Annotated in this window: 15 protein-coding genes; 13 read left to right on the top strand and 2 right to left on the bottom strand. The window is 65.2% G+C overall.

Annotated elements, in window-relative coordinates:
* Positions 1 to 97: 97 nt before the first annotated feature.
* From ACQZ40_RS00910 to ACQZ40_RS00920, 3 genes are read left to right on the top strand one after another with little or no spacing between them, the layout of a single operon-like run.
* A complete protein-coding gene (locus ACQZ40_RS00910; RefSeq protein WP_448747204.1) occupies positions 98 to 904 on the top strand; it encodes a restriction endonuclease in 807 nt (268 codons plus the stop codon).
* Positions 905 to 919: 15 nt separating this feature from the next.
* Entirely contained in the window at positions 920 to 1,699 is a 780-nt protein-coding gene (locus tag ACQZ40_RS00915) for a Hachiman antiphage defense system protein HamA (protein ID WP_448747205.1), read from the top strand.
* On the top strand, positions 1,683 to 5,204 hold the full coding sequence (locus tag ACQZ40_RS00920) for a DEAD/DEAH box helicase (protein ID WP_448747206.1): 3,522 nt from the start codon (positions 1,683 to 1,685) through the stop codon (positions 5,202 to 5,204). The genes ACQZ40_RS00915 and ACQZ40_RS00920 overlap by 17 nt, the downstream gene beginning before the upstream one ends.
* A gap of 73 nt (positions 5,205 to 5,277) precedes the next feature.
* Here ACQZ40_RS00920 and ACQZ40_RS00925 read toward each other — a convergent pair whose 3' ends face one another.
* Both ACQZ40_RS00925 and ACQZ40_RS00930 read right to left on the bottom strand, forming a co-directional pair.
* Entirely contained in the window at positions 5,278 to 6,390 is a 1,113-nt protein-coding gene (locus ACQZ40_RS00925; protein ID WP_448747207.1) for a toll/interleukin-1 receptor domain-containing protein, read from the bottom strand.
* Positions 6,387 to 7,001 (bottom strand): hypothetical protein, encoded by a 615-nt coding sequence (locus tag ACQZ40_RS00930; RefSeq protein ID WP_448747208.1) that lies wholly within the window; start codon positions 6,999 to 7,001, stop codon positions 6,387 to 6,389. Before ACQZ40_RS00930 ends, ACQZ40_RS00925 begins: the two co-directional genes overlap by 4 nt.
* 95 nt (positions 7,002 to 7,096) lie before the next feature.
* Between ACQZ40_RS00930 and ACQZ40_RS00935 the strand changes: the two genes are divergently transcribed.
* From ACQZ40_RS00935 to ACQZ40_RS00980, 10 genes are all read left to right on the top strand, one after another.
* Positions 7,097 to 7,651 carry a hypothetical protein gene (locus ACQZ40_RS00935; protein ID WP_448747209.1) on the top strand — a complete coding sequence of 185 codons (555 nt, stop codon included), beginning with the start codon at positions 7,097 to 7,099 and terminating at the stop codon, positions 7,649 to 7,651.
* 10 nt (positions 7,652 to 7,661) lie between these two features.
* Positions 7,662 to 8,642, top strand: coding sequence for an HNH endonuclease (locus ACQZ40_RS00940; RefSeq protein ID WP_448747210.1), 981 nt, complete (start codon positions 7,662 to 7,664; stop codon positions 8,640 to 8,642).
* 84 nt (positions 8,643 to 8,726) lie between these two features.
* Entirely contained in the window at positions 8,727 to 9,239 is a 513-nt protein-coding gene (locus ACQZ40_RS00945) for a hypothetical protein (protein WP_448747211.1), read from the top strand.
* Positions 9,236 to 10,054, top strand: coding sequence for a hypothetical protein (locus tag ACQZ40_RS00950; RefSeq protein WP_448747212.1), 819 nt, complete (start codon positions 9,236 to 9,238; stop codon positions 10,052 to 10,054). The genes ACQZ40_RS00945 and ACQZ40_RS00950 overlap by 4 nt, the downstream gene beginning before the upstream one ends.
* Positions 10,055 to 10,311: 257 nt before the next feature.
* Positions 10,312 to 11,505: a DUF932 domain-containing protein gene (locus ACQZ40_RS00955; RefSeq protein ID WP_448747213.1), complete on the top strand. Its 1,194-nt coding sequence runs from the start codon at positions 10,312 to 10,314 to the stop codon at positions 11,503 to 11,505.
* A gap of 173 nt (positions 11,506 to 11,678) precedes the next feature.
* Positions 11,679 to 13,802 carry a ParB/RepB/Spo0J family partition protein gene (locus tag ACQZ40_RS00960; RefSeq protein WP_448747214.1) on the top strand — a complete coding sequence of 708 codons (2,124 nt, stop codon included), beginning with the start codon at positions 11,679 to 11,681 and terminating at the stop codon, positions 13,800 to 13,802.
* Between the two features lie 57 nt (positions 13,803 to 13,859).
* Positions 13,860 to 14,078 carry a hypothetical protein gene (locus ACQZ40_RS00965; protein WP_448747215.1) on the top strand — a complete coding sequence of 73 codons (219 nt, stop codon included), beginning with the start codon at positions 13,860 to 13,862 and terminating at the stop codon, positions 14,076 to 14,078.
* Between the two features lie 179 nt (positions 14,079 to 14,257).
* A complete protein-coding gene (locus ACQZ40_RS00970) occupies positions 14,258 to 18,580 on the top strand; it encodes a strawberry notch-like NTP hydrolase domain-containing protein (protein WP_448747216.1) in 4,323 nt (1,440 codons plus the stop codon).
* Positions 18,580 to 19,614 carry a DUF7146 domain-containing protein gene (locus ACQZ40_RS00975; protein WP_448747217.1) on the top strand — a complete coding sequence of 345 codons (1,035 nt, stop codon included), beginning with the start codon at positions 18,580 to 18,582 and terminating at the stop codon, positions 19,612 to 19,614. The genes ACQZ40_RS00970 and ACQZ40_RS00975 overlap by 1 nt, the downstream gene beginning before the upstream one ends.
* Before the next feature lie 307 nt (positions 19,615 to 19,921).
* Positions 19,922 to 20,845 carry a DUF2493 domain-containing protein gene (locus ACQZ40_RS00980; protein WP_448747218.1) on the top strand — a complete coding sequence of 308 codons (924 nt, stop codon included), beginning with the start codon at positions 19,922 to 19,924 and terminating at the stop codon, positions 20,843 to 20,845.
* Positions 20,846 to 20,853 lie beyond the last annotated feature (8 nt).

Raw genomic sequence — 20,853 nt, forward strand, 5'->3', positions numbered from 1 at the left:
AGCTGCTTACAGGGGAGGAAGATTCATCAGTTCGGTTCGATCCATTGACCTGCGTCTCATTGACGACCTCGTCGACTTCGTCCGGGGCCCTGGCTTCGTGTTGGATTTTTCCGACACCAGTTTCTCGGACTTCTTCGCGTCCGAACTCAAGGTCGACATCGACGATCCGAAATACGCGGCCAATGGCGGATCGAAGGGCAAGCGCCTGCGCTCTTTCCTCCAGACCTGCGATGACGCGACCGCCGTTCGCGCTATCGAAGCGCTCTGGGAACATCGCAGTGAATATCTGGCGCGCTCCGGCGGCGCCGACCCCGTCGCCAATGCCGCGACCCGCTACCAAGGCCTGATCAGCCGCCTCTCCGGCGGCGCTGCGCCGTCGCGCCCTTCGGCGAGCCCCCAGTCCGTTCCCGTCGACCGCATGGCGATCGCCAAGATCAAAGCAAACCTCATGCAGGTCACGGCGTTGGCCCCACATGCGCGCGGCTACGCCTTCGAGGGCTTCCTCAAAGGCCTGTTCGACGCCTTCGGCCTGGCCGCCCAAGAGCCGTTCCGGCTGCGCGGCGAACAGATCGACGGCAGCTTCCAGCTCGGCAGCGAAATCTATCTGCTCGAAGCCAAATGGCACGGCCAGCCCATCGGCGTCGCTGAGCTGCACACCTTCCATGGCAAAATCGAGCAGAAGGCGGCTTGGACCCGCGGCCTGTTCGTCAGCAACAGCGGTTTCACCGAAGACGGCCTCGCCGCCTTTGGACGCGGTAAGCGGGTCATCTGCATGGACGGCCTCGACCTTTACGAGATGCTCGATCGTGAAATCCCGCTCAACCAGGTTCTCGAACGCAAAGTCCGCCGCGCCGCTGAAACCGGCGCGCCGTTCATGCGCGTGCGCGACCTTTTTCCTCAGTGAGCGGGAGGAACGAGGATGGCGCAGTTCAATGATTGGTGCATTTCGGTCGACGCGCCGGTGGGAAACCACCATCGGCGGGTGATGACCGGACAGGCCGCCCATCTCGCGGTCGGCATCCAGGCGACGGCGGCTATCGTGCCTTCGCATTACGCCTCGGAGGAACAGGTGGCGCGTGCACTCGCGCGGCTTGGCAAGCCCGCGGCCGCCGCGCTGATCGAGAGCAAGCTGCCGACCACCAAGCAGATCCGGTCCGGCGACCTTGGCGAGATCTACGCGACGGAATGGATAGATGCCCATAGCGGCGGCTACCGCGCACCGATCAAGCGCCTGCGCTGGAAGGACCATCGCAACATGGCGATGCGTGGCGACGACGTGATCGGCATCCTGCAAGACCCCCAATCGCAACGTCTCCAGTTTCTGAAGACGGAGGCGAAGAGCCGCGCCGCGTTGACGGCCCAGGTCCTGACCGAAGCCCGCGCAGGCCTCGACAAGGATGGAGGATTGCCCTCGGCCCACGCGCTGCACTTCATTTCCGCGCGTCTCCTCGAGCTCGACAATCTGCCGCTCGCCGATGCGATCGATGACGCGCTGCTCAAGCATGGCATCCCGCCGCCGAGCGTCCGGCATCTGCTTTTCACATTCACGGGCAATGCCCCCGATGCGCTACTGGCAGCCTCCCTGCAGGCCTATCCCGGGCCCATCAATCAATGGGGCATCGGACTTCGCGTGGAAGGCCATGGCGCCTTTATCGCCGCGGTCTACGATCGAGTGATCGCCGATGCCAACAACCCCTGAGGCTATCGCCGCTGATATCGCCGAGGCGGCGGCCGCCGGCTTCCGAGGCCGACTGATCGCTCGCGGACAGGCCCGCGCGATCATCTGGCGCGATGGCGCCCTTCCTCCCGACGCGCCGGCCTTTGCACCGCAGCTCAGCTACGACCTGCACAGCTACGCCTATGCCCTGCTCGGCCTCGGCCTGCGTCTTCGCGAACTCGGCGGCGACCCGACCCAGGCGCGCACGGCCTTCGAGCAGGCGGCGACAGCGCTTGAGGCGGTGATGGCCAAGGGAGATCGCCAGGAGGCCGACCGCGATTTCCATTTCGTCATGGCGGCTGCCGCCTATCATCTCGCGCACCTTTCCGCGCGCGCCTATTCTCTTCTCGCGATCGTCGAGGCGGATGAGAATTTCTCTCCGATCGAGCGCGCGCTCGCGCAGCTGATGCGCCGCAATTTCGGCGCCTTGCGAAACAGCGTTCTGGACTACCGGGCCTCCGGGCAAGGCAGCGATGCGCGGATCGCCGCCGACATCCAGGCTCGCCTCGACCAGGCCGAGGGCGTTGCCGCACCGGCGGATGCCGGTGGAGACGACTTCCTGTTCGACGGTCTCGATACCGCGCTCACGGACGCCTTCATGGCCGCCATGTCGCTCTACCTGCTCGCGCTCGAACGGGGCGAGCGAGGGCTGGTCGATCAGGCGCTTGAGCGACTACGCGTGAGTCTGGCAATTTGCGGCGAGATGAACATGCTGCCGCAATGGTGGGCGCATCGCGTCGCCATCCACCTTCTGTCGGATCTGTGGTCGAGCACCTTCCATGAACGGGTTCCGCTTCAGCCCGCAGGCGGACTGGCGGCGGACTGGTCGCGGTTGCGCGAACTGTTCATCGCGCTGCTGCAGCGTCGGGCGAAGGCGGAGATCGACCTTTGGCCATCGCAGACCGAGGCGGCGGGTCGCGCCGTCGACCAATCCGACGACCTGGTCGTGTCCCTGCCGACGAGCGCCGGCAAGACGCGTATTGCCGAACTCTGCATCCTGCGCTGCCTCGCCGGCGGCAAGCGGGTGGTGTTCGTCACCCCGCTTCGCGCCCTGTCAGCACAGACCGAAACCACGCTCCAACGGACCTTCGGGCCGCTCGGTAAGACCATCTCGGCCCTCTACGGTAGCATCGGCGTCAGCGGCTTTGATGAGGACGCGATCCGTGAGCGCGACATCGTCGTAGCGACGCCCGAGAAGCTGGACTTTGCGCTCCGCAACGATCCCTCACTCCTCGATGACGTTGCCCTGCTGGTCTTCGACGAAGGTCACATGATCGGCCTCAACGAACGTGAGGTCCGCTACGAAGTGCAGATTCAGCGGCTGCTGCGCCGCGCTGACGCCCAGGATCGCCGGATCGTCTGCCTATCAGCCATCCTCCCCGATGGCGATCAGCTCGACGACTTCGCCGCCTGGCTCCGTCGCGATCATCCGGGCAGCCTGATCAAGAATGACTGGCGGCCGACCCGGCTGCGCTTCGGTGAAGTCGTGTGGGGGTCGCCAACCGCCCGGCTCAATCTGCGGGTCGGAGACGAGCGGCCTTGGGTCCAGCGTTTCCTTACAGGAGCCGCGCCACCGAACTGGGTTCCGCCGAAGCGGCGCCGCACCCGGCTGTTTCCCGACGACCAGCGCGAGCTTTGCCTCGCGACGGCCTGGCGGCTTGTCGACGATGGCCAGACTGTCCTCGTCTTCTGCCCCGAGCGGCGCAGCGTCGAGCCGTTCGCCGATGTCATCGTCGACCTCCATGAGCGCGGCGCCCTGCGCTCGCTGCTCGATGCCGATCCCAATGTGCTGAGCACAGCGATCGCGCTCGGGGAGGAATGGTTGGGCGCCGGCAGCGCCATCCTCAAATGCCTCCGCCTCGGCGTCGCGCTCCACCACGGAGCGCTGCCGACCGCCTACCGCAAGGAGGTTGAGCGCCTGCTGCGCGAGAATGTCCTTAAGGTCACCATCTCCTCGCCAACCCTCGCCCAGGGCCTCAATCTGTCGGCGACGGCGGTCGTCATGTACTCGCTGCACCGGGCCGGCGAGCGGATCGAGATCAGCGAGTTCAAGAACGTCATCGGGCGCGCCGGACGCGCCTATGTCGACGTCGAGGGCATCGTCCTTTTCCCGATGTTCGACGACATCCCCAAGAAGCGGCGGAATTGGGAAGGGCTCATCACCGACCTTGGCGCGCGCGAGATGGAAAGCGGCCTCGTGCGCTTGGTCGCGGTGTTGCTGACGCGGATGCGCGCGCGCATCGGCGGAGACCTCAACCAGCTCGTCGACTATGTCGTCAACAACGCCGCCGCCTGGACATTCCCCGAGATCGCCAATGAAAAGCCGGAAGACCGGGAGCGCGCTCTGGCCGAGTGGGAACGCCACGTTGCGACGCTTGATACCGCCATCCTCAGCCTTATCGGGGAGAATGACATTCCCGATGACGGAATCGAGGCAGCGCTGGACGACATCCTCCAATCCTCTCTGTGGCACCGCCGCCTGCAGCGTCAGGAGGTTCAGGTCCAGCAAGTGCTCAAGGCGGGTCTCGTGTCCCGCAGCCGGCTGATCTGGAGCCAGTCGACGGCTGCTCGGCGGCGCGGATACTTCCTGGCCGGCGTGGGTCTGACGACGGGCCATGCCCTCGACGCCATCGCCGCCAACGCCAACCTGCTTCTCATCCAGGCTAACGGCGCGATACTGGAGGGCGACGCAGAAGCGGCGATCACCGCCATCACCGGTCTCGCCGAGCAGGTGTTCGCCTTCTATCCCTTCACGCCCGACCCGCTGCCGGCGAACTGGCGCGACATCTTGCGCGCCTGGCTGCTCGGCCAACCGCTGGCGGCATTGGGCGGGGCTCAGCCATCGGAAACACTGCAGTTCGTCGAAGGCGGCCTCGTCTATCGGCTGCCTTGGGCGATGGAGGCGATCCGCGTCCGCGCCAGCGCCAATGGCGACACGGTCGGCGTGTTCGACCTGCCGTTGGAAGTTCACGAACTCGGGCTGGCGGTCCCTGCTGTCGAAACCGGCACGCTGAACCGTTCCGCGTCCATCCTCATCCAAGCCGGCTTCAATTCGCGGCTCGCCGCCATCAAGGCGGTGACCGACACCGGCGCGACCTTCACGACAGGTCAGGAGTTGCGGCAATGGCTCAACTCCGAGGCCGTCGCCGCCTGGAGCGCGCTGCCTGACTGGCCGACGCTCGAAACCAAGCCGATATGGACGGAGTTTTCCCAGAGCTTCACGCCGGCCGAAAAGCATACCTGGGCCGATCGGCGCTATTGGGCGAGCGTCGCCTGGCTGGGTGCGCCTCCACCGCCCGGTACGGTCGTACAAATTCACCAATGGGCGAACCAGCCTCGGGTGCTATCGACCGACGGCTCCCCGCTCGGCACCGTCCAAGCCGCACTCTATCCGCTTCGAGCCGGTCTGCTTCGCGCCCAGGTCGCGGCGGATGTCAGCAAGATCGACATCGTCTACCTTGGCCCTGACGATCTGGCGGGTCCGTAGCCACCGAGCCCACTGGGCTGCCGACAACAAATGGTGCGTCCCGTGCGCGGGCGCCCGCCTAAGCGAGACGATGTCAACCGATCCGCAGCCGCCGCAATAGCTTACCAAGCACCGCCTCATAATCTTCCGGCTTTGAAAAATCGGCGTAGAGCTTGCCTTGTAGGAAGCCGGGCAGCTCGCATTCCTCATAGAGCAGAGGGAGCACAACGACCTCGCTCGATGAGATTTCGCGGTTCATTGCCAGATCGAGCTCCTTCTTCACCCATGGCGCGTCAATCGATTTCTTCGACAACACGACCGCAATGTAGCGGCTGAGCTTCATGCCTTCGTCGATCTTCGCAATCAGGGAGTCGCCGATTTCGATCTCCGCCTCGTCCAGCCATACCCTGGGCACGCCATGGGCGAGAAGGTCCTTGCGGAGCTGTCGCACGAAGGGCTTGTCGACGCCGGTGTGGCTGAGGAAGATGCCATGATATTTTTCATGCGCAGGGTCTGACTTCTCCATCGCCAGGCTGTCGCGCACAAGCTGGTTCTGCGCCTCTTGCGATGTCGGCGGCGTCACCAGCCATCCCATCGTGCTGCCCAACGCCAATTGTCCTCCAAGGCTGTAGCCTTCGGGGGTGGCGGCGATCGACGCATAGCCTTCGCCCGGATCGGAGAGGCAAAGGGTCCAACCGCCGGTGCGGGACAGCACGTCGAAGTAGCGCGCAAATGGGCTGTCGGGATCAATCGCGCCCATCCTGCGCCCTTTCTTCACGAGAAGCTCGGAACGCTTCACGAAATTCGCTACTTTGGGTGCCGCGTAGCCAAGATGGGTCTCGCGATATCCGAAGAAATTGACCCGCTTGGGCTCCGACAGGCACCAGACGACTGTCGCGCCGTCGGCGATCGCCGCTTCCATCTCCTTGCGTCGATCTTCGGCGTCGAACGCGGAGTCGAGATCATAGCGATCGTTCTGGCTCTTCAGCTTGCCCAGTTCGTAAAGCTCGTTCGAGAACTCCCCGCCCGTGCCGAACAGGAAGTGCGTGTAGCTCTCCGGGTTGATGATGATCGTATCATATTCGTAGAGCGGATAGGCCGCCCGAGCGCGATCTACATCCGGCTGGCAAAGACCCAGATTGTCGATCTCCACGCCCTCGATCGGGTCCCCGGTATAGGTCACGCCCACCGTCAACACTCGCTTCATAGGTTCGCCCTCTTTGTCGGTTCGATGTTCATGACCTCGCCGCGAGCACCAACAAGGGCGATCTCAATACCCGCCAGGGCGCAACGTGGCGCAAGCCGCTCGGCGAGACGCAGCGTGCCATCGGTCAGCGGCGCGACCGCGACCTGACGCCCCCGTGGCGGCGTCGCCATGAGCAGTCCTACTGTTTCGCACAAGCCGCGGTACAGCCTCGACGTCTGCCCCGGATGACGCGTGTTGATGATGCCGCCTTTACATTCGGCCACGATCACCTGCTCGCCGATCTCGGCGACGACATCTCCGAGCCCGGATTTCGGGTTGATGGTGATCGTCTGGCCGCGCTCATTCCGGTAGAGCCCGCCATATGTCGTACTGCCAAGCCCGGAGACCTTACTGAACCCGCGGCGCGCCAACCAGACGACGAAATCGAACTGCTTTCCATGCTCTCCATCCGGATGGATGCGAACTTCGTGCGCCCCCTCCGCGCGCAGGAGATGCATGGCGTAGGCGACCATCACCGCGCCCTCATAAAGATGATGCTCGTGGACACCGTCCGCCTTACCGACCCGGTTCGGAGGCGGCGCCAACGCCATGACGAGATCTTCGAAATCCACCCCTGCCTCCTTCCCTGCCGGTCGGCCCCGCCCGACACCCATCCTTGACATCAAGCTATAACCGTCCATATTTGCCCGGTAAAGGAGGGCCGGTCATGTTTGCCTATAATCCGGAGAAATTCGCGTCGCTCTACGCGTCCGATCTGGGCCAGCGGTTGTGGGCGTTTCTCACGCGCCCCGAACACGTCGCTCGACTGGAGACCGCCTCCGAGCTCAGCAAGCCGGCTGTCGAAGGGATCGAAGAGCAGCTGCTGGCGGAGTTCCGCGAGGAGGTGCTGGTTGACCGTGTGAAGCAGATGGCGGGGCACATGGTGCGTCAGATTCTGGAACAGCAAGGCTGGGTGCTCGATCAGGCCGACGTGAAGGTTCAGTCGGTGCCGTTCTCGAAGGCGGCCCGTTACCGTCGGCCGGACTGGGTCACTTTCCATGCCTTCCGCAACACCAGCGACCCGCGCGATGTCGCGATCACCGATCGACGGCAGAACGCTGTGCTGCCAGCCGACGCGCGCTGGACCTATTACGCGACCTTCGCCAGCCCGCTGAAGGCCGCCGTCGCCTTCGGCGTCGGCGACATTCGTCAGCTTCGCCAGACTGTTCACGCTGACGGCTTCAAGCGTGTGCGTGTCGAACGCATGCTGCGTCGCGCTTGAGGAGCGACCGATGACCGACCCCACTCTGGACGCTCAGACCGTCGCGGCCGCGAATTTCTATGACACCCATTACGCGGGCGCCGAGCCGGTCTTCCTCGAACCCGGTACGAAGCTGTTCCTCGGCAGCCCCGAAAGTCCGCGGCATTGCCGCTTCTGCGGCAAGAACGAACCGGAGGTCACGTTCAAGGACGAGGCTCACGCTTTACCCGCAGCCTTCGGCAATACCGGCCTGTTCAGCAACTATGAGTGCGACGCCTGCAACCATCTGTTCGGCGAGGGGATCGAGAACCATCTCGGCAATTGGTCCAAGCCGATGCGCACCCTGTCGCGCATCAAGGGGCGCAACGGCGTGCCGACGATCAAGAAGCCTGGCCGCGAGAAGGGCTGGCGGGTCGAATATGCCGACGCCGGCTTCCAGTTGAAGGAATATGAAGACGATCCCTTCTTCGAGGTCGATGAGCAGGCCAAGCAACTTCGTTTCGAGTTACACCGCGACACTTATATTCCCGTCGCGGCCCTAAAAGGGCTGGTCAAAATTGGGCTCACCTTGCTGCCCGACGTCGAGACGCAGCATTTTCGCGAAACCTACGATTGGATCCGCGACACTGATCACAGTCGCAACTTCGTCGCCGAATTCCCGGTGTTCCGGACGACTATCCCGGGACCGATGCGCAATGACCTCATCGTGCTGATGCTCATGCGCCGCCGCGCAGGCATCGACACCGTCCCTTATGCCTTTTTCACCTTTGCCTACGGCAATGAGGTTCTGCAGGTGTTCCTGCCTTCGCTACCGCAGGACCAATGCATCAATGGAAAGCCCCTCACCATGATGCCTTTCCCCAATCCCGGGTCGCTCGATGCCGCCCGCTACGGCCGCCCCCGCTTGAAGGTCGAACACCTCACTGGTCGCGAACCCGTCAAGGGCGAGAAGGTGCCGGCGGTTTTCGGGTTCGACTCGGTCGTGCACACAGCGCCCAACGCGGAGGCGTGATCACGCTGCGCGAATAATCGGTCCTATTGACACCGATTTGACAGGCGCCCATATTGGTTCTGTCAGAACCGAATTGGACTCGCAATGGACCAAACAGTCACAACGGCTAGGGCGGCGGAAATCGTCGCCATCGGATATGAGGGTTTGCGCTCTTATCTGAAGCGGGGATTGCTCGGCTCAAGTGGATTGATGGCGCCGTTTGTTCACCCGAATTCACCCGCTCCCGATCTCAGCCGGGTCCGCGCGAAGTGGAAGCGCTTTGGCGTCGTCGATCTCTGCCTGATGCGGCTCGCCAAGCAGCTGATTGATCTCGGCCTCTCGTTCGAACAGGCAAATGGCATCGCGTCGCGTGACGAGGTCCGGAAAATCCTGGCACGTGATCGCGACACGGCTGGCGCGACCTTGATGGCTTGGCCTCCTTATTACGACTTCATCGTCTTCGCCGGAGACGATCTGCGGCATCTTCCCGACCGACTGGCCGAGGTGGGCGACGTGGCGGTGCTCGTGCAGCTGGATCGTATCGCGGATCATGTTCGCTCCGAGATCGACAAAGGCGCCGACGTCCTTACCCCAGCAATGGCCGCAGAGGACCAATGACGCGGCTGATCGACGTCTGGAATCTCGACACGTTCGACGCTTCGCTCATGCGTGAACTGCAGAATGAGCGGCAGCTCCTTGTCGATTACTTCGCGACTGATCGAGCGAACTATCTGGAGCGTGAGGCCTCCGACCATCGAGGGGCCCCTCCGTCAAATCCCTTCGCCAGCGCTTTTTACCGGTTCGCCGAAGGGTTGATGCCTGCGATGGAGATCCGGACGATCCGGGCCTGGCACCACACCCGGATGACGAATTTGGAAGTGGAAAGCGCCAGGCAACGCGGTCTGTATCCCGCCACCTTGGCGACCCTTCGCGCGCGGCTCGATAGCCTCGTCGCGGCAGCCGACCTGACCGCTGAGGAAGCCAGCGCGGTTTTTGAAGCAAGCCCATTCCAGAGCGATCGGCTCGGTTCCCGCAGCGGCAAATTCTGGATGACATCGCACCCACAGCGCATCGATGACAGCGGCGTCACATCGCTCCTGGCCCATTGGGGTGGAGAATCCGCCTACTTCAATCACGCCGAAGGCGAACTTCTGGACAAGTTGTCGATCATCGGCGTCCCACGGGTGCTTGAGATCGCGGTGCCTGTTGCGCTGACACCAGACGCCTATTCCGCGGCAAAGGCCGTGATCCATCTTTATGCCCGCTCGCTTGACTGCCATGCCGACTGGGGCGGGTTCGACCTCTACGCCCATGCTCCTCTGGGCCCTCACGCCCTCCTGCGCGTGCACAGCGCTGGCGAACCCGATTTTGACCGCCTGGCCAGCGGCTACCCAATCGATTTTTACGATCGGTATGGAGCCGAAGGCGAATGAACCGCTACGCAATCGTGACCGGCGCCGCTTACGGCATCGCGGAGCAACGTTGTAGGGGCAGACTTGGCGCGTCCTGGCGGCGACCGGCTCGTTTCGGGGGGAAAGCCTTCCCCTGCGACCGAGCCTTTAAGTCTCGGTCGACCCCTTCTGCGGGGAGACCCCGCAACGCCCCTTGAGAGTGAGAGTGCGGACCGGGTTTCCGTGACGGGTGAATAAGCGGGAGAGTGGCTTCCGCGCCTGTCGTGGAGATTGGTTCCATGAACATGCAGGTTCTCGATGCGCGCCGTGACGCGGCCGGCGGCTACAAGGTGGACGTCAGCCGTGGCGAGCGGGTCGGTCGCGTCTCGTCTGAGTGGTTTTCCCGTCCGGCCGACGAACGATACCTCTCACTCTCTGAACTGGCGCGATCGGTGCGTGACCGCGCCGATCGTAGCAGGACACGCGTTGTGGAAAGCGCGCTGATCCATGTCGAGGCGAGCCGTAACGATCCGGAGCGGTTGGCCCTGATCCTGCCCGGCGCCGATGCGGCTACTGCGCCGACACACTGGTCCTTCGGCCAGCTCGCCGGGCTCGTCGGCGCTCCCGCCGCCTATCTGCGCCAACTTCCGGCTCCGCTCGCCGCCATCAATCTGCAATATGGCCTGACCTCCAATCGCGCCGAACAGATCAAGACGCTGGAAACCGATGACGGCCGCACGGAACTGCGCGCCGTCACGGGCCCAGATTACGGGCGGATATTCGACGCGGAGCTGGTGGAAGCCGTGCAACGCATCGCCGGCAACGGCACGGGCGACACCCGCTGGAAGGTGCCGGGCGTGCTCGATTGGTCGACCGGCGTCTACAATCCGCGCGTCGACATCACCAAGGATACAACGACGCTGTACGCCTCCGATCGTGACGTCTTCCTGTTCCTGGTCGATGACCTGAATCCGATCGAGGCCGGTCGCCTGCCGGACGGCTCGCCCGATCTCTATTTCCGGGGCTTTTACTGCTGGAACTCCGAGGTCGGCGCCAAGACGCTCGGGATGGCGAGCTTCTATCTTCGCGCAGTCTGCCAGAACCGCAATCTGTGGGGGGTGGAGGATTTCGAGGAAATCACCATCCGCCACTCCAAATATGCGGCCAATCGCTTCGCCCACGAGGCGGCTCCGGCTCTGGCGAACTTCGCAAACTCCTCGCCCCTGCCTTTCGTCAACGGCATCAAGGCGGCGCGCGAACGGATCGTGGCAAAGACCGACGAAGACCGCACCGACTTCCTGCGCCGTCGGGGCTTCTCCAAGGCGGAGACCGGAAAGATCATCGATACGGTGCTGGCCGAAGAAGGCCGCCCGCCCGAGAGCACCTTCGATTTCGTGCAGGGCATCACCGCCGTCGCGCGCGACAAACCCCATCAGGACGCCCGCCTCGACATGGAGGCCAAGGCCAAGAAGCTGCTCGATAGAGCGAGCTGATCGCCGCAAAGCCGGAGAAGCGGTTTTCCGTGTCTCCGGCTTTGCGCTTCCGTCTCTTTCCGATTCACCGGTCCGTGGCGCTGCCCCCTTTAGAGGAAGAGGGCGGCGCTTCGCTCCGTGACGGGTTGGAGGTTGAGAGAGTCTCTCGGCCGCCCGTCGCGGAGTAAATCCCGATGGCTACTGCTGCTCAGAAGATCGTCCTGTCGTCCTCGCGCGACATCCCCTTCAACAAGCTGGTGCTCAGCCAGTCCAATGTCCGGCGCGTGAAGGCCGGCGTCTCGATCGAGGATCTTGCGGCCTCGATCGCCCGACGCGGCCTGATCCAGAGTCTCAGCGTCTTTCCTGTGGTCGACGCAGACGGCGTTGAGACCGGCATGTTCGAGGTGCCCGCGGGCGGCCGCCGTTTCCGCGCGCTGGAAATGCTGGTGAAGCAAAAGCGCCTCGCCAAGATCGCTCCCGTGCCGTGTGTCGTCCGCGAGCGCGATGGCGCCATCCTCCCCGAGGAGGTGTCGTTGGCGGAGAATATCGAACGTGCGCCGTTGCACCCGCTCGATCAGTTCCGCGCTTTCCAGGACATGCGTGGCAAGGGCATGTCCGAGGAAGAGATCGCAGCCGCCTTCTTCGTGCCGGTGCAGGTCGTGAAGCAGCGGCTTCGCCTGGCCGCCGCATCGCCGGCGCTGCAGGAGATCTATGCCGAGGATGGCATGACGCTCGAGCAGCTGATGGCCTTCACCGTGTCGAACGACCATGCTCGCCAGGAGCAGGTCTGGGAGGCGATCAAGGACGCCTGGTCGAAGGAGCCCTATCAGATCCGGCGCATGCTCACCGAGACCACCGTGCGCGCCTCGGACAAACGGGCCGTGTTCGTCGGCAGTGCAGCGTATGAGGCCGCCGGCGGCGTCACCATGCGCGATCTCTTCCAGTCGGACGACGGCGGGTGGCTACAGGATCCCGCGCTGCTCGACCGGCTTGTCGCCGAGAAGCTGAAGGACACGGCCGAGGAGGTCGCCGCCGAGGGCTGGAAGTGGATCGAGGTCGCCGTCAGCTTCCCCTATGACGCGACGCGTGGCCTGCGCGCGCTACAGGGCGAGGCGCTCGACCTCTCAGCTGACGAGCAAGCCACGATCGAGGCGCTGAACGCTGAGATGGCCAAGCTGGAAGCCGAGTATCAGGACGCCGACGAGCTGCCGGATGAAGTCGACCAGCGGCTCGGTGAGATCGAGACGGCGCTCGCCGCCTTCGAAGCGCGAACGGTGCGCTACGAGCCTGACGAAATCGGCCGCGCGGGTGTGTTCATCAGCATCGCCCATGACGGCAGCCTCGACATTGATCGCGGCTACGTCCGGGCCGAGGACGAAGCGCCGATTGCCTCCGAGGGCGAGGCGGGCGGGGAACCCAGCACCGATGCGACCGATCCGGTCGTACAGCGCGCCGTCATCATGATTGGTGGGCAGCCCGCCGAGGCGGAGGAGGACGAGGACGATGCGATCAAGCCGTTGCCTGATCGCATCGTCACGGAGTTGACGGCCCATCGCACCCTGGCGCTGCGCAATGCGCTGGCGGACAATCCGCACGTCGCCATGACCGCGCTGCTGCACAAGCTGGTGTCCGACGCCTTCCAGCACCGCATGTACAGGGGCGCGTTGGAGGCCTCCGTCAACCACGTCTTCTTCCCGGCCCAGGATGACGCGATGAAGGACAGCCCGTCGGCTCGCGCGGTGCATGAGCGCCACGAAGGCTGGGCGGGCGACATCCCCGCCGAGGATCATGCGCTGTGGGACTGGCTTGCGGCGCTCGATGACACGAGCCGGATGGCGCTACTGGCCCATTGCGTGAGCTACGGCGTCAATGCGCTCTACGAGAAGCCGAACCCCTATGGCGGCAACGGCGTCTCGCAGCACGGGCTCGACATGCGGCTCGGCCAGGCCGACCGGCTCGCCCGCGCCACTGGCCTCGACATGGTGGAGGTTGGCTGGCGTCCAACAGTCGGCAACTATCTCGGCCGTGTCACCAAGCCGCGCATCCTTCAGGCCGTCCGCGAGGGCGCCGGAGAACAGGCCGCACAGCTCATCGACCATCTGAAGAAGAGCGACATGGCCAAGGAGGCCGAGCGCCTGCTGGCCGACACCGGCTGGCTGCCGGAGCCCCTGCGCCTCATCGCCGAAGTCGACGCCTCCGTGCCGGAAACACAGACCGGTGGCGAGGATGACAGGGCGGCTCTGCCCGACTTTCTCGCGGGCGATGACGAGGAGTCCGCCGGCGAAGACGACGAACGCCACCTCGTGGCGGCCGAGTGATTGCACAGGCGGAGCGGCTTTGGCCGCTCCGCCAATCTCCAACCAAGGAGTTGCACCATGCCGCAATCCAGCCCGGCGTCCCGGCGCGTCGTCTTCCAATATTTCGTGCCCGTGCATGTCGAGGTCGAGGACGGGCTCGTTGCTCGCGTTACCGTTATCGACGAGACGCCGGTCCGCGAACCCTCGGTTATGGAGGGCGATCCGGCCTATCTCGACGATGCGGTGCGCGCCGCCGATGACGGCCAGCAGTGGCCGTCTTGGCAGTTCGGCTACTAGGCGTGGCGTCGTCGATTGGGCCCCTTCCGCGAGCGCCCGGCCATAAGGTCGGGCGCTTTCTTCATGATCGCGGGGCCGGGCTTCGAGAGTGAAAGGTCGGCCGCGACGGGTTTAAGCCCGTCCGGTCGAGAGAGAGCCCCGGATCGGTTCCTCCGTCTCAGCTCTCCGAGGTCTCGATCATGCTTCACGCTCCGCTTCCAACTGCCGGACCGGCAGTCTCGCTTTCGCGCGCGCTTGCGACGCCGTCAGCCGCCGCCGTGCTCGCCGCCGCCGGCCATCTCCTTCCTCATCTCGAACAGGGTCGGCCCGTCGATGCCGCGATCCTGCGATCCGCCATGGAACAGGCCTTCGGCGCGTCCGACGCCAGCGGCGCCTGGGACTGGAAGACAGCCTACGAAGCTTGCGAGGCGGCGACCGTCCTGTTCCTGCGCAAATACGGAAAGCCGCTTTTCCGCAAAGCCGTGTCTCCGGCTGCGCGGCTCGCCGCGCTGACCAAGATCGCCAGCCTGCTGCCGACCCACACGCGCCGGTCCGAGGAAGCCCAGACCTTCCAACAGTTCTCGACGCCGACCCCGCTCGGCCTGGCAGCACTGACCGCCGCATCGCTCACACCCGCTGACCGGGTGCTGGAGCCCTCGGCCGGAACGGGTCTGCTTGCTGTCCTCGCGGAGATCGCCGGTTCCGATCTCCTCCTCAACGAGCTGGCCGAGACCCGTGCCGATCTGCTCGCCTCTCTCTTTCCAGCCATCGCCGTCACGCGTTTCGACGCTGCCCAGATCGACGACCATCTCGATCGCGCCGCCATTCCCAGCGTCATCATCATGAACCCGCCATTCTCAGTTCTGGCGAATGTCTCCGGCCGCGTGGCCGACGCCACCTATCGCCACATCGCTTCGGCGCTGGCGCGGCTCGCCCCGGGCGGCCGCCTTGTAGCGATCACCGGTGCGAATTTCTCACCCGAGATTCCAGCCTGGCGGGACAGTTTCGTCCGGCTGCAGGAGCGCGGCCGCGTCGTGTTCACCGCGGCGATCGCGGGCTCGGTCTATGCCAAGCACGGCACAACCATCGAAACGCGCCTGACCGTCATCGACAAGGCGTCCGCCGAGGATGCGGCTTGCTTCCCCGCATTCGCCGGGGCCGCGCCGGACCTAGCGACGCTGCTCACTAGGATTGAGCGGGACGTCCCGCCGCGCATGGCCGTCGCGCTGCCGAAGACCGCGCCCGACGCCGCGCCGCACACCGTTCGCGGCTATCTCGCCCGGGCGGCAGCCGCTGCGCCCGCCCGGCGCACGGCTCAGATCGAGGGCGTGCCGCTCGACTATGAGACCGTAGACTGGACGCCGCCCGAGGGTGGTCGCCTGTCGGACTCGATCTACGAGGCCTATGCGCTCCAGTCGATTTGCATCCCGGGCGCGCAGCCCCATCCCACCAAGCTCGTGCAATCGGCCGCCATGGCGTCGGTAGCGCCGCCGAAGCCCAACTATCGTCCGACACTTCCGGCGGCGATCGTCACCGGCGGCGTGCTGTCCGACGCCCAGCTCGAAACGGTGATCTATGCCGGCGAGGCCCATGGCGAATTTCTCGCTGGCGCCTGGACCGTGGATGAGACCGGCGACTTGGTCACCGTCGCGCCCGACGATGCGCCGAACGCCGTCCGCTTCCGGCGGGGCTTCATGCTCGGCGACGGCACCGGCGCCGGCAAGGGCCGCCAGTCGGCCGGCGTCATCCTCGACAACTGGCTCCAGGGCCGCCGCAAGGCCGTCTGGATCTCGAAGTCCGACAAGTTGCTCGAGGACGCGCAGCGCGATTGGTCCGCCCTCGGCATGGAGCGCCTGCTGGTCACGCCGTTGTCGCGCTTCCCGCAGGGCACGCCCATCCGGCTGAACGAAGGCGTCCTATTTCTAACCTACGCTACGCTACGGTCCGACGACCGTGGGGAGAAGCTTTCGCGGGTCAAACAGATCGTCGAATGGTTGGGCTCCGACTTTGATGGAGCGGTCATTTTCGACGAGTCCCACGCGATGCAGAACGCCGGCGGCGGCAAGGGAGAACGGGGCGATGTCGCCCCGTCGCAGCAGGGCCGTGCGGGGCTCCGGCTCCAGCACGCGCTCCCGAACGCTCGCGTCGTCTACGTCTCGGCCACCGGCGCGACCACCGTCCACAATCTCGCCTATGCCCAACGGCTCGGCCTATGGGGCGGCGACGATTTTCCCTTCGCCAATCGCGCCGAATTCGTCGCGGCGGTGGAGAATGGTGGCGTTGCGGCCATGGAGGTCCTTGCCCGCGACCTGCGCGCGCTCGGCCTCTACACGGCCCGCTCGCTCTCCTATGACGGCGTCGAATACGAGCTGGTCGAGCACCGGCTCACGCCCGAGCAGACCCGCATCTACGACGCCTATGCCGGCGCCTTCGCCATCATCCACAACCATCTCGATGCGGCGATGCAGGCGGCCAACATCACCGGCGATAGCGGCACGCTGAACCGCCAAGCCAAGTCGGCCGCACGCTCGGCCTTCGAGAGCGCCAAGCAGCGCTTCTTCGGTCATCTCTTGACCAGCATGAAGACCCCGACGCTGATCCGCTCGATCGAGCAGGACCTGGCCGACGGGCACACCGCCGTCATCCAGATCGTCTCGACCGGCGAAGCGCTGATGGAACGGCGCCTGGCTGAGATCCCAACCGAGGAATGGAACGACGTGCGCGTCGACATCACGCCGCGCGAATATGTCCTAGACTATCTCGCCCATTCCTTCCCGGTGCAGCTTTACGAGCCTTTCTCCGACAGCGAGGGCAACCTCTCGTCGCGTCCGGTCTATCGCGACGGTCAGCCGGTTGAGAGCCGGGAAGCGGTCGCCCGCCGCGACGAGCTGATCGAGCGGCTCGCATCGCTTGAGCCCGTACCCGGCGCCCTAGACCAGATCGTCCAGTGCTTTGGCACCGACGTCGTCGCCGAAGTCACCGGCCGATCGCGCCGCGTCGTGCGCAAGGGTGAGCGCCTTGCCGTCGAGAACCGGGCCGCGTCGGCCAATCTCGCCGAGGCGGCCGCGTTCATGGAGGACCAGAAGCGTATCCTCGTCTTCTCGGAAGCCGGTGGCACGGGCCGCAGCTATCACGCGGACCTCGCGGCCAGGAACCAGCGCCTGCGCATCCACTATCTCCTGGAGCCGGGCTGGAAGGCTGACGCGGCGATCCAGGGGCTTGGCCGCACCAACCGGACCAACCAGGCGCAGCCGCCGCTCTTTCGGCCGATCGCCAGCGATGTGAAGGCCGAGAAGCGCTTCCTCTCGACGATCGCACGCCGGCTCGACACGCTCGGCGCCATCACGCGCGGGCAGCGCCAGACCGGCGGCCAGGGCCTGTTCCGGCCCGAGGACAATCTCGAAAGCCCATACGCCCGCGATGCGCTGCGCCAGCTCTACCTGCTCCTCGTCCGCGGCAAGGTCGAGGGCTGCTCGCTCGACCGCTTCGAGTCGGCCACCGGCCTCAAGCTCATGGATGATAATGGCATCAAGGACGAGCTGCCGCTCATCACCACCTTCCTCAACCGGCTGCTGGCGCTCACCATCGATCTGCAAGGCGTGCTGTTCACGGCGTTCGAACAGCTCCTGACCGCCAAGGTCGAGGGCGCGATCCGCAGCGGCGTCTACGACATCGGGCTCGAGACGCTGCAGGCCGAGAGCTTCGTCGTCATCGCCAGCCAGGTGATCCACACCCATCCAGGCACCGGCGCGGAAACGCGGCTGCTTACGATCACCCGCCGGGAGCGCAATCGGCCGACGACCTTGGCCGACGCGCTCGACCTTCTCTCCGATCCTCGGGCGCGGCTCCTAATCAACGGCCGCTCCGGCCGCGCCGCCGTGCAGGTTCCCGCACCCTCGATGATGCTCGACGATGGCGAGATCGAGCGCCGCGTATGCCTGATCCGGCCGATGGAACAGCATCACGCGCCGCTGCGGATGATGGACGAGAGCCATTGGGAAGAAGCCGATCGCGCTACCTTCGCCGCGGCGTGGTGGGCGGAGCTGAACGATGTGCCGGAGTTCTCCGACAGCACGATCCATATCGTCGCCGGCCTGCTGTTGCCGATCTGGAAGCGGTTGCCGAACGAGTCGACCCGCGTCTACCGGCTCCAGACCGATGCCGGCGAGCGCATCATCGGCCGCCGCGTCTCGCCGGCCTGGGCGGCGAACGCCGTCACCACGGGCGCCGCGTCGCTGACTCCGGACCAGGCCTTCACCGCGCTGATGGACGGCACAACGATCCTCGATCTTGCCGACGGCCTTCAGCTTCGCCGCGCGCGCGTCATGAGCGCCCAACGACTGGAGCTGACCGGCTTCACCGAGGCGATGCGCGACCGGCTGCGAGCCTATGGCCTCTTCAGCGAGATCATCTCCTGGAAACTGCGCTTCTTCGTCCCGGCCGACAGCAACGGCCCAACCGTACTTGCCAAGCTGCTCGACACCTATCCGGTCGCGCGCATCTCCGAGCGGGAGGCCGCGTGATGGCCCGTCAGGACGCCTCCGACCTCGCGCATCGTCTCGGCCAACAGGCCGAGGCGGTGTGCCGCCACTATCTCTCCAGCGGCCGCCGCGAGGGCCGATACTGGCTGGTGGGTGATGTGCGCAACACGCCTGGCCGCTCCATGTATGTCCGGCTGAAGGACTCGCCCAAGGGGCCGGCCGGGAGATGGACCGACGCCGCCACCGGCGAGCACGGCGATCTTCTCGACGTGATCCGAGAGAGCTGTGGTCTTATCGACTTCAAGGACGTCGCCGAGGAGGCGCGAACCTTCCTCAGCATGCCGCCACCTGAACCGATCCAGACCGGCATCCGTCAGGTCCCGGCACCGCATGGCTCACCCGAGGCGGCACGACGCCTATTCGGCATGTCGCAGTCGATCATTGGCACGCTCGTACAATCATACTTGCGCGAACGCGGCATTACGGATTTACGCGGAACCGGAAATCTCCGCTTCCACCCACGCTGCTATTACCGACCCGACGAGCATTCGCCGACCGAGACCTGGCCCGCCATGATCGCAGCCGTCACCAACCTGGACGGCAGGATCACCGGGGCGCATCGCACCTGGCTCGACCCGCGACGCGCGGACAAAGCGCCTCTCGACACGCCACGTCGTGCCTTGGGTGACCTTCTCGGCAACGCGGTCCGCTTTGGCGCCGGCAACGAAGTGATGGCGGCCGGCGAAGGCATCGAGACCGTCCTGTCGGTGCGCCAGATCTTGCCCGACATGCCGATGGTGGCGGCGCTCTCGGCAGCTCATCTCGCTGCCATCCTGTTCCCGGATACCCTGCGGCGGCTCTACATCCTGCGCGACGACGATCCTGCCGGCGACGGCGCACGCGACAGCCTGGTCGAACGGGCGAACGCGGCCGGGATCGAGGCGATCGTCATCTCGCCCCAACTCGGCGACTTCAACGAGGATCTTCGCACCCTCGGCCTTGATGCGCTCCGCAGCCAGACGCGGATGCAGATTGGTCCGCAGGACGTCGCACGCTTCATGGCGCTGGCGGCGTAATCGGCAAGAGGAAATGTGGCGCCGCCGCCGACGTGCCCGTGCGGATGCGTCATTCCGTCAGAGGAACCGCGCCTCGGCCTTCGAGAGGGCGATCGGCCCACAAGCCGGCCAGCCCGGCAATGGCGAAGGCCGACTATTTTCCGGCGGCCCTGCGGGCCTTTCCATCGCGAGGCAAAATAGTCGGCCTTCGCCATCCTCCGCTGATGCTTCGGCCCTGCGCTCACGCTCCGGGTGCAGAGCCAACCGGCCCGTGGGCTTTGTCGCCATGAAGGCCGCGACGGTCGCGGTCCAACCGACGGAGCATCCCATGAGCGAGCACGACGACTTCGAACCGCACCACGAATCCTCACCAACCGATCATGTCCTCAACGAACTCCAGCTCCACGGCTACCGTCCCTTCGCCGACGAGCCCGATCAGCGGCTTCTGCCCGACGGCAACCAGGTCGCGGGCGCCGTCGCAGACATCTTCGACGCCCTGATTGGAACCCTGGAGGACACCCGCCTCGAACCCGACCTCGACGATCTCCTCTGGTCGACCGTCAACGTCTTCCATCGGGCGGCCGACCGGATCGCACGCGAGCTCGACGACAACGAGCAAGGCCAGAAGCGCTCCCAGCGGGAACAGGACGGCAGCGAGGTGAAGTCCGTCGAACTCGAGCGCCAGATCGCCGAGGGTAAGACGCTGATCGAACGCCAGAACGCCTTCGAGCTGATGCGCGATCAGGCCGCCGAACACTATGAGCGCCAGGTGGGCAAGCCTTGGCTCCCGCGCAGCGGATCGAAGGTCAACCATCGCAATCTCACTTCGGCGATCATCGACAGCCGCGACTTCCTGACGGCGAGGAAGCGGGCCGAGCAAGAAATCCTTCTGCCTCCCGGCCCCAAGATCGTCGTCACAGGCGGGCTCGATTACAACGATCACCGGCAGATCTGGGCCAAGCTCGATCAGGTGCATCAGAAACACCCCGACATGGTTCTGGTCCACGGCAAGTCGCCGAAAGGTGCCGAGAAGATCGCTTCGCTCTGGGCGACGAACCGCAACGTGCCGCAGATCGGTTTCGCACCCGACTGGACGAAGCACGGCCGCGCAGCGCCCTTCAAGCGTAACGACGAGATGCTGGAAATCCTGCCCAAGGGCGTGATGCACTTCCCCGGCACCGGCATCAACGACAACCTCGCCGACAAGGCCAAGAAGCTCGGCATCCCGGTATGGAAGTTCGGCGGCGCGTAAGCGCCGCA

The organism is Agrobacterium sp. 16-172Ci (assembly GCF_053522725.1).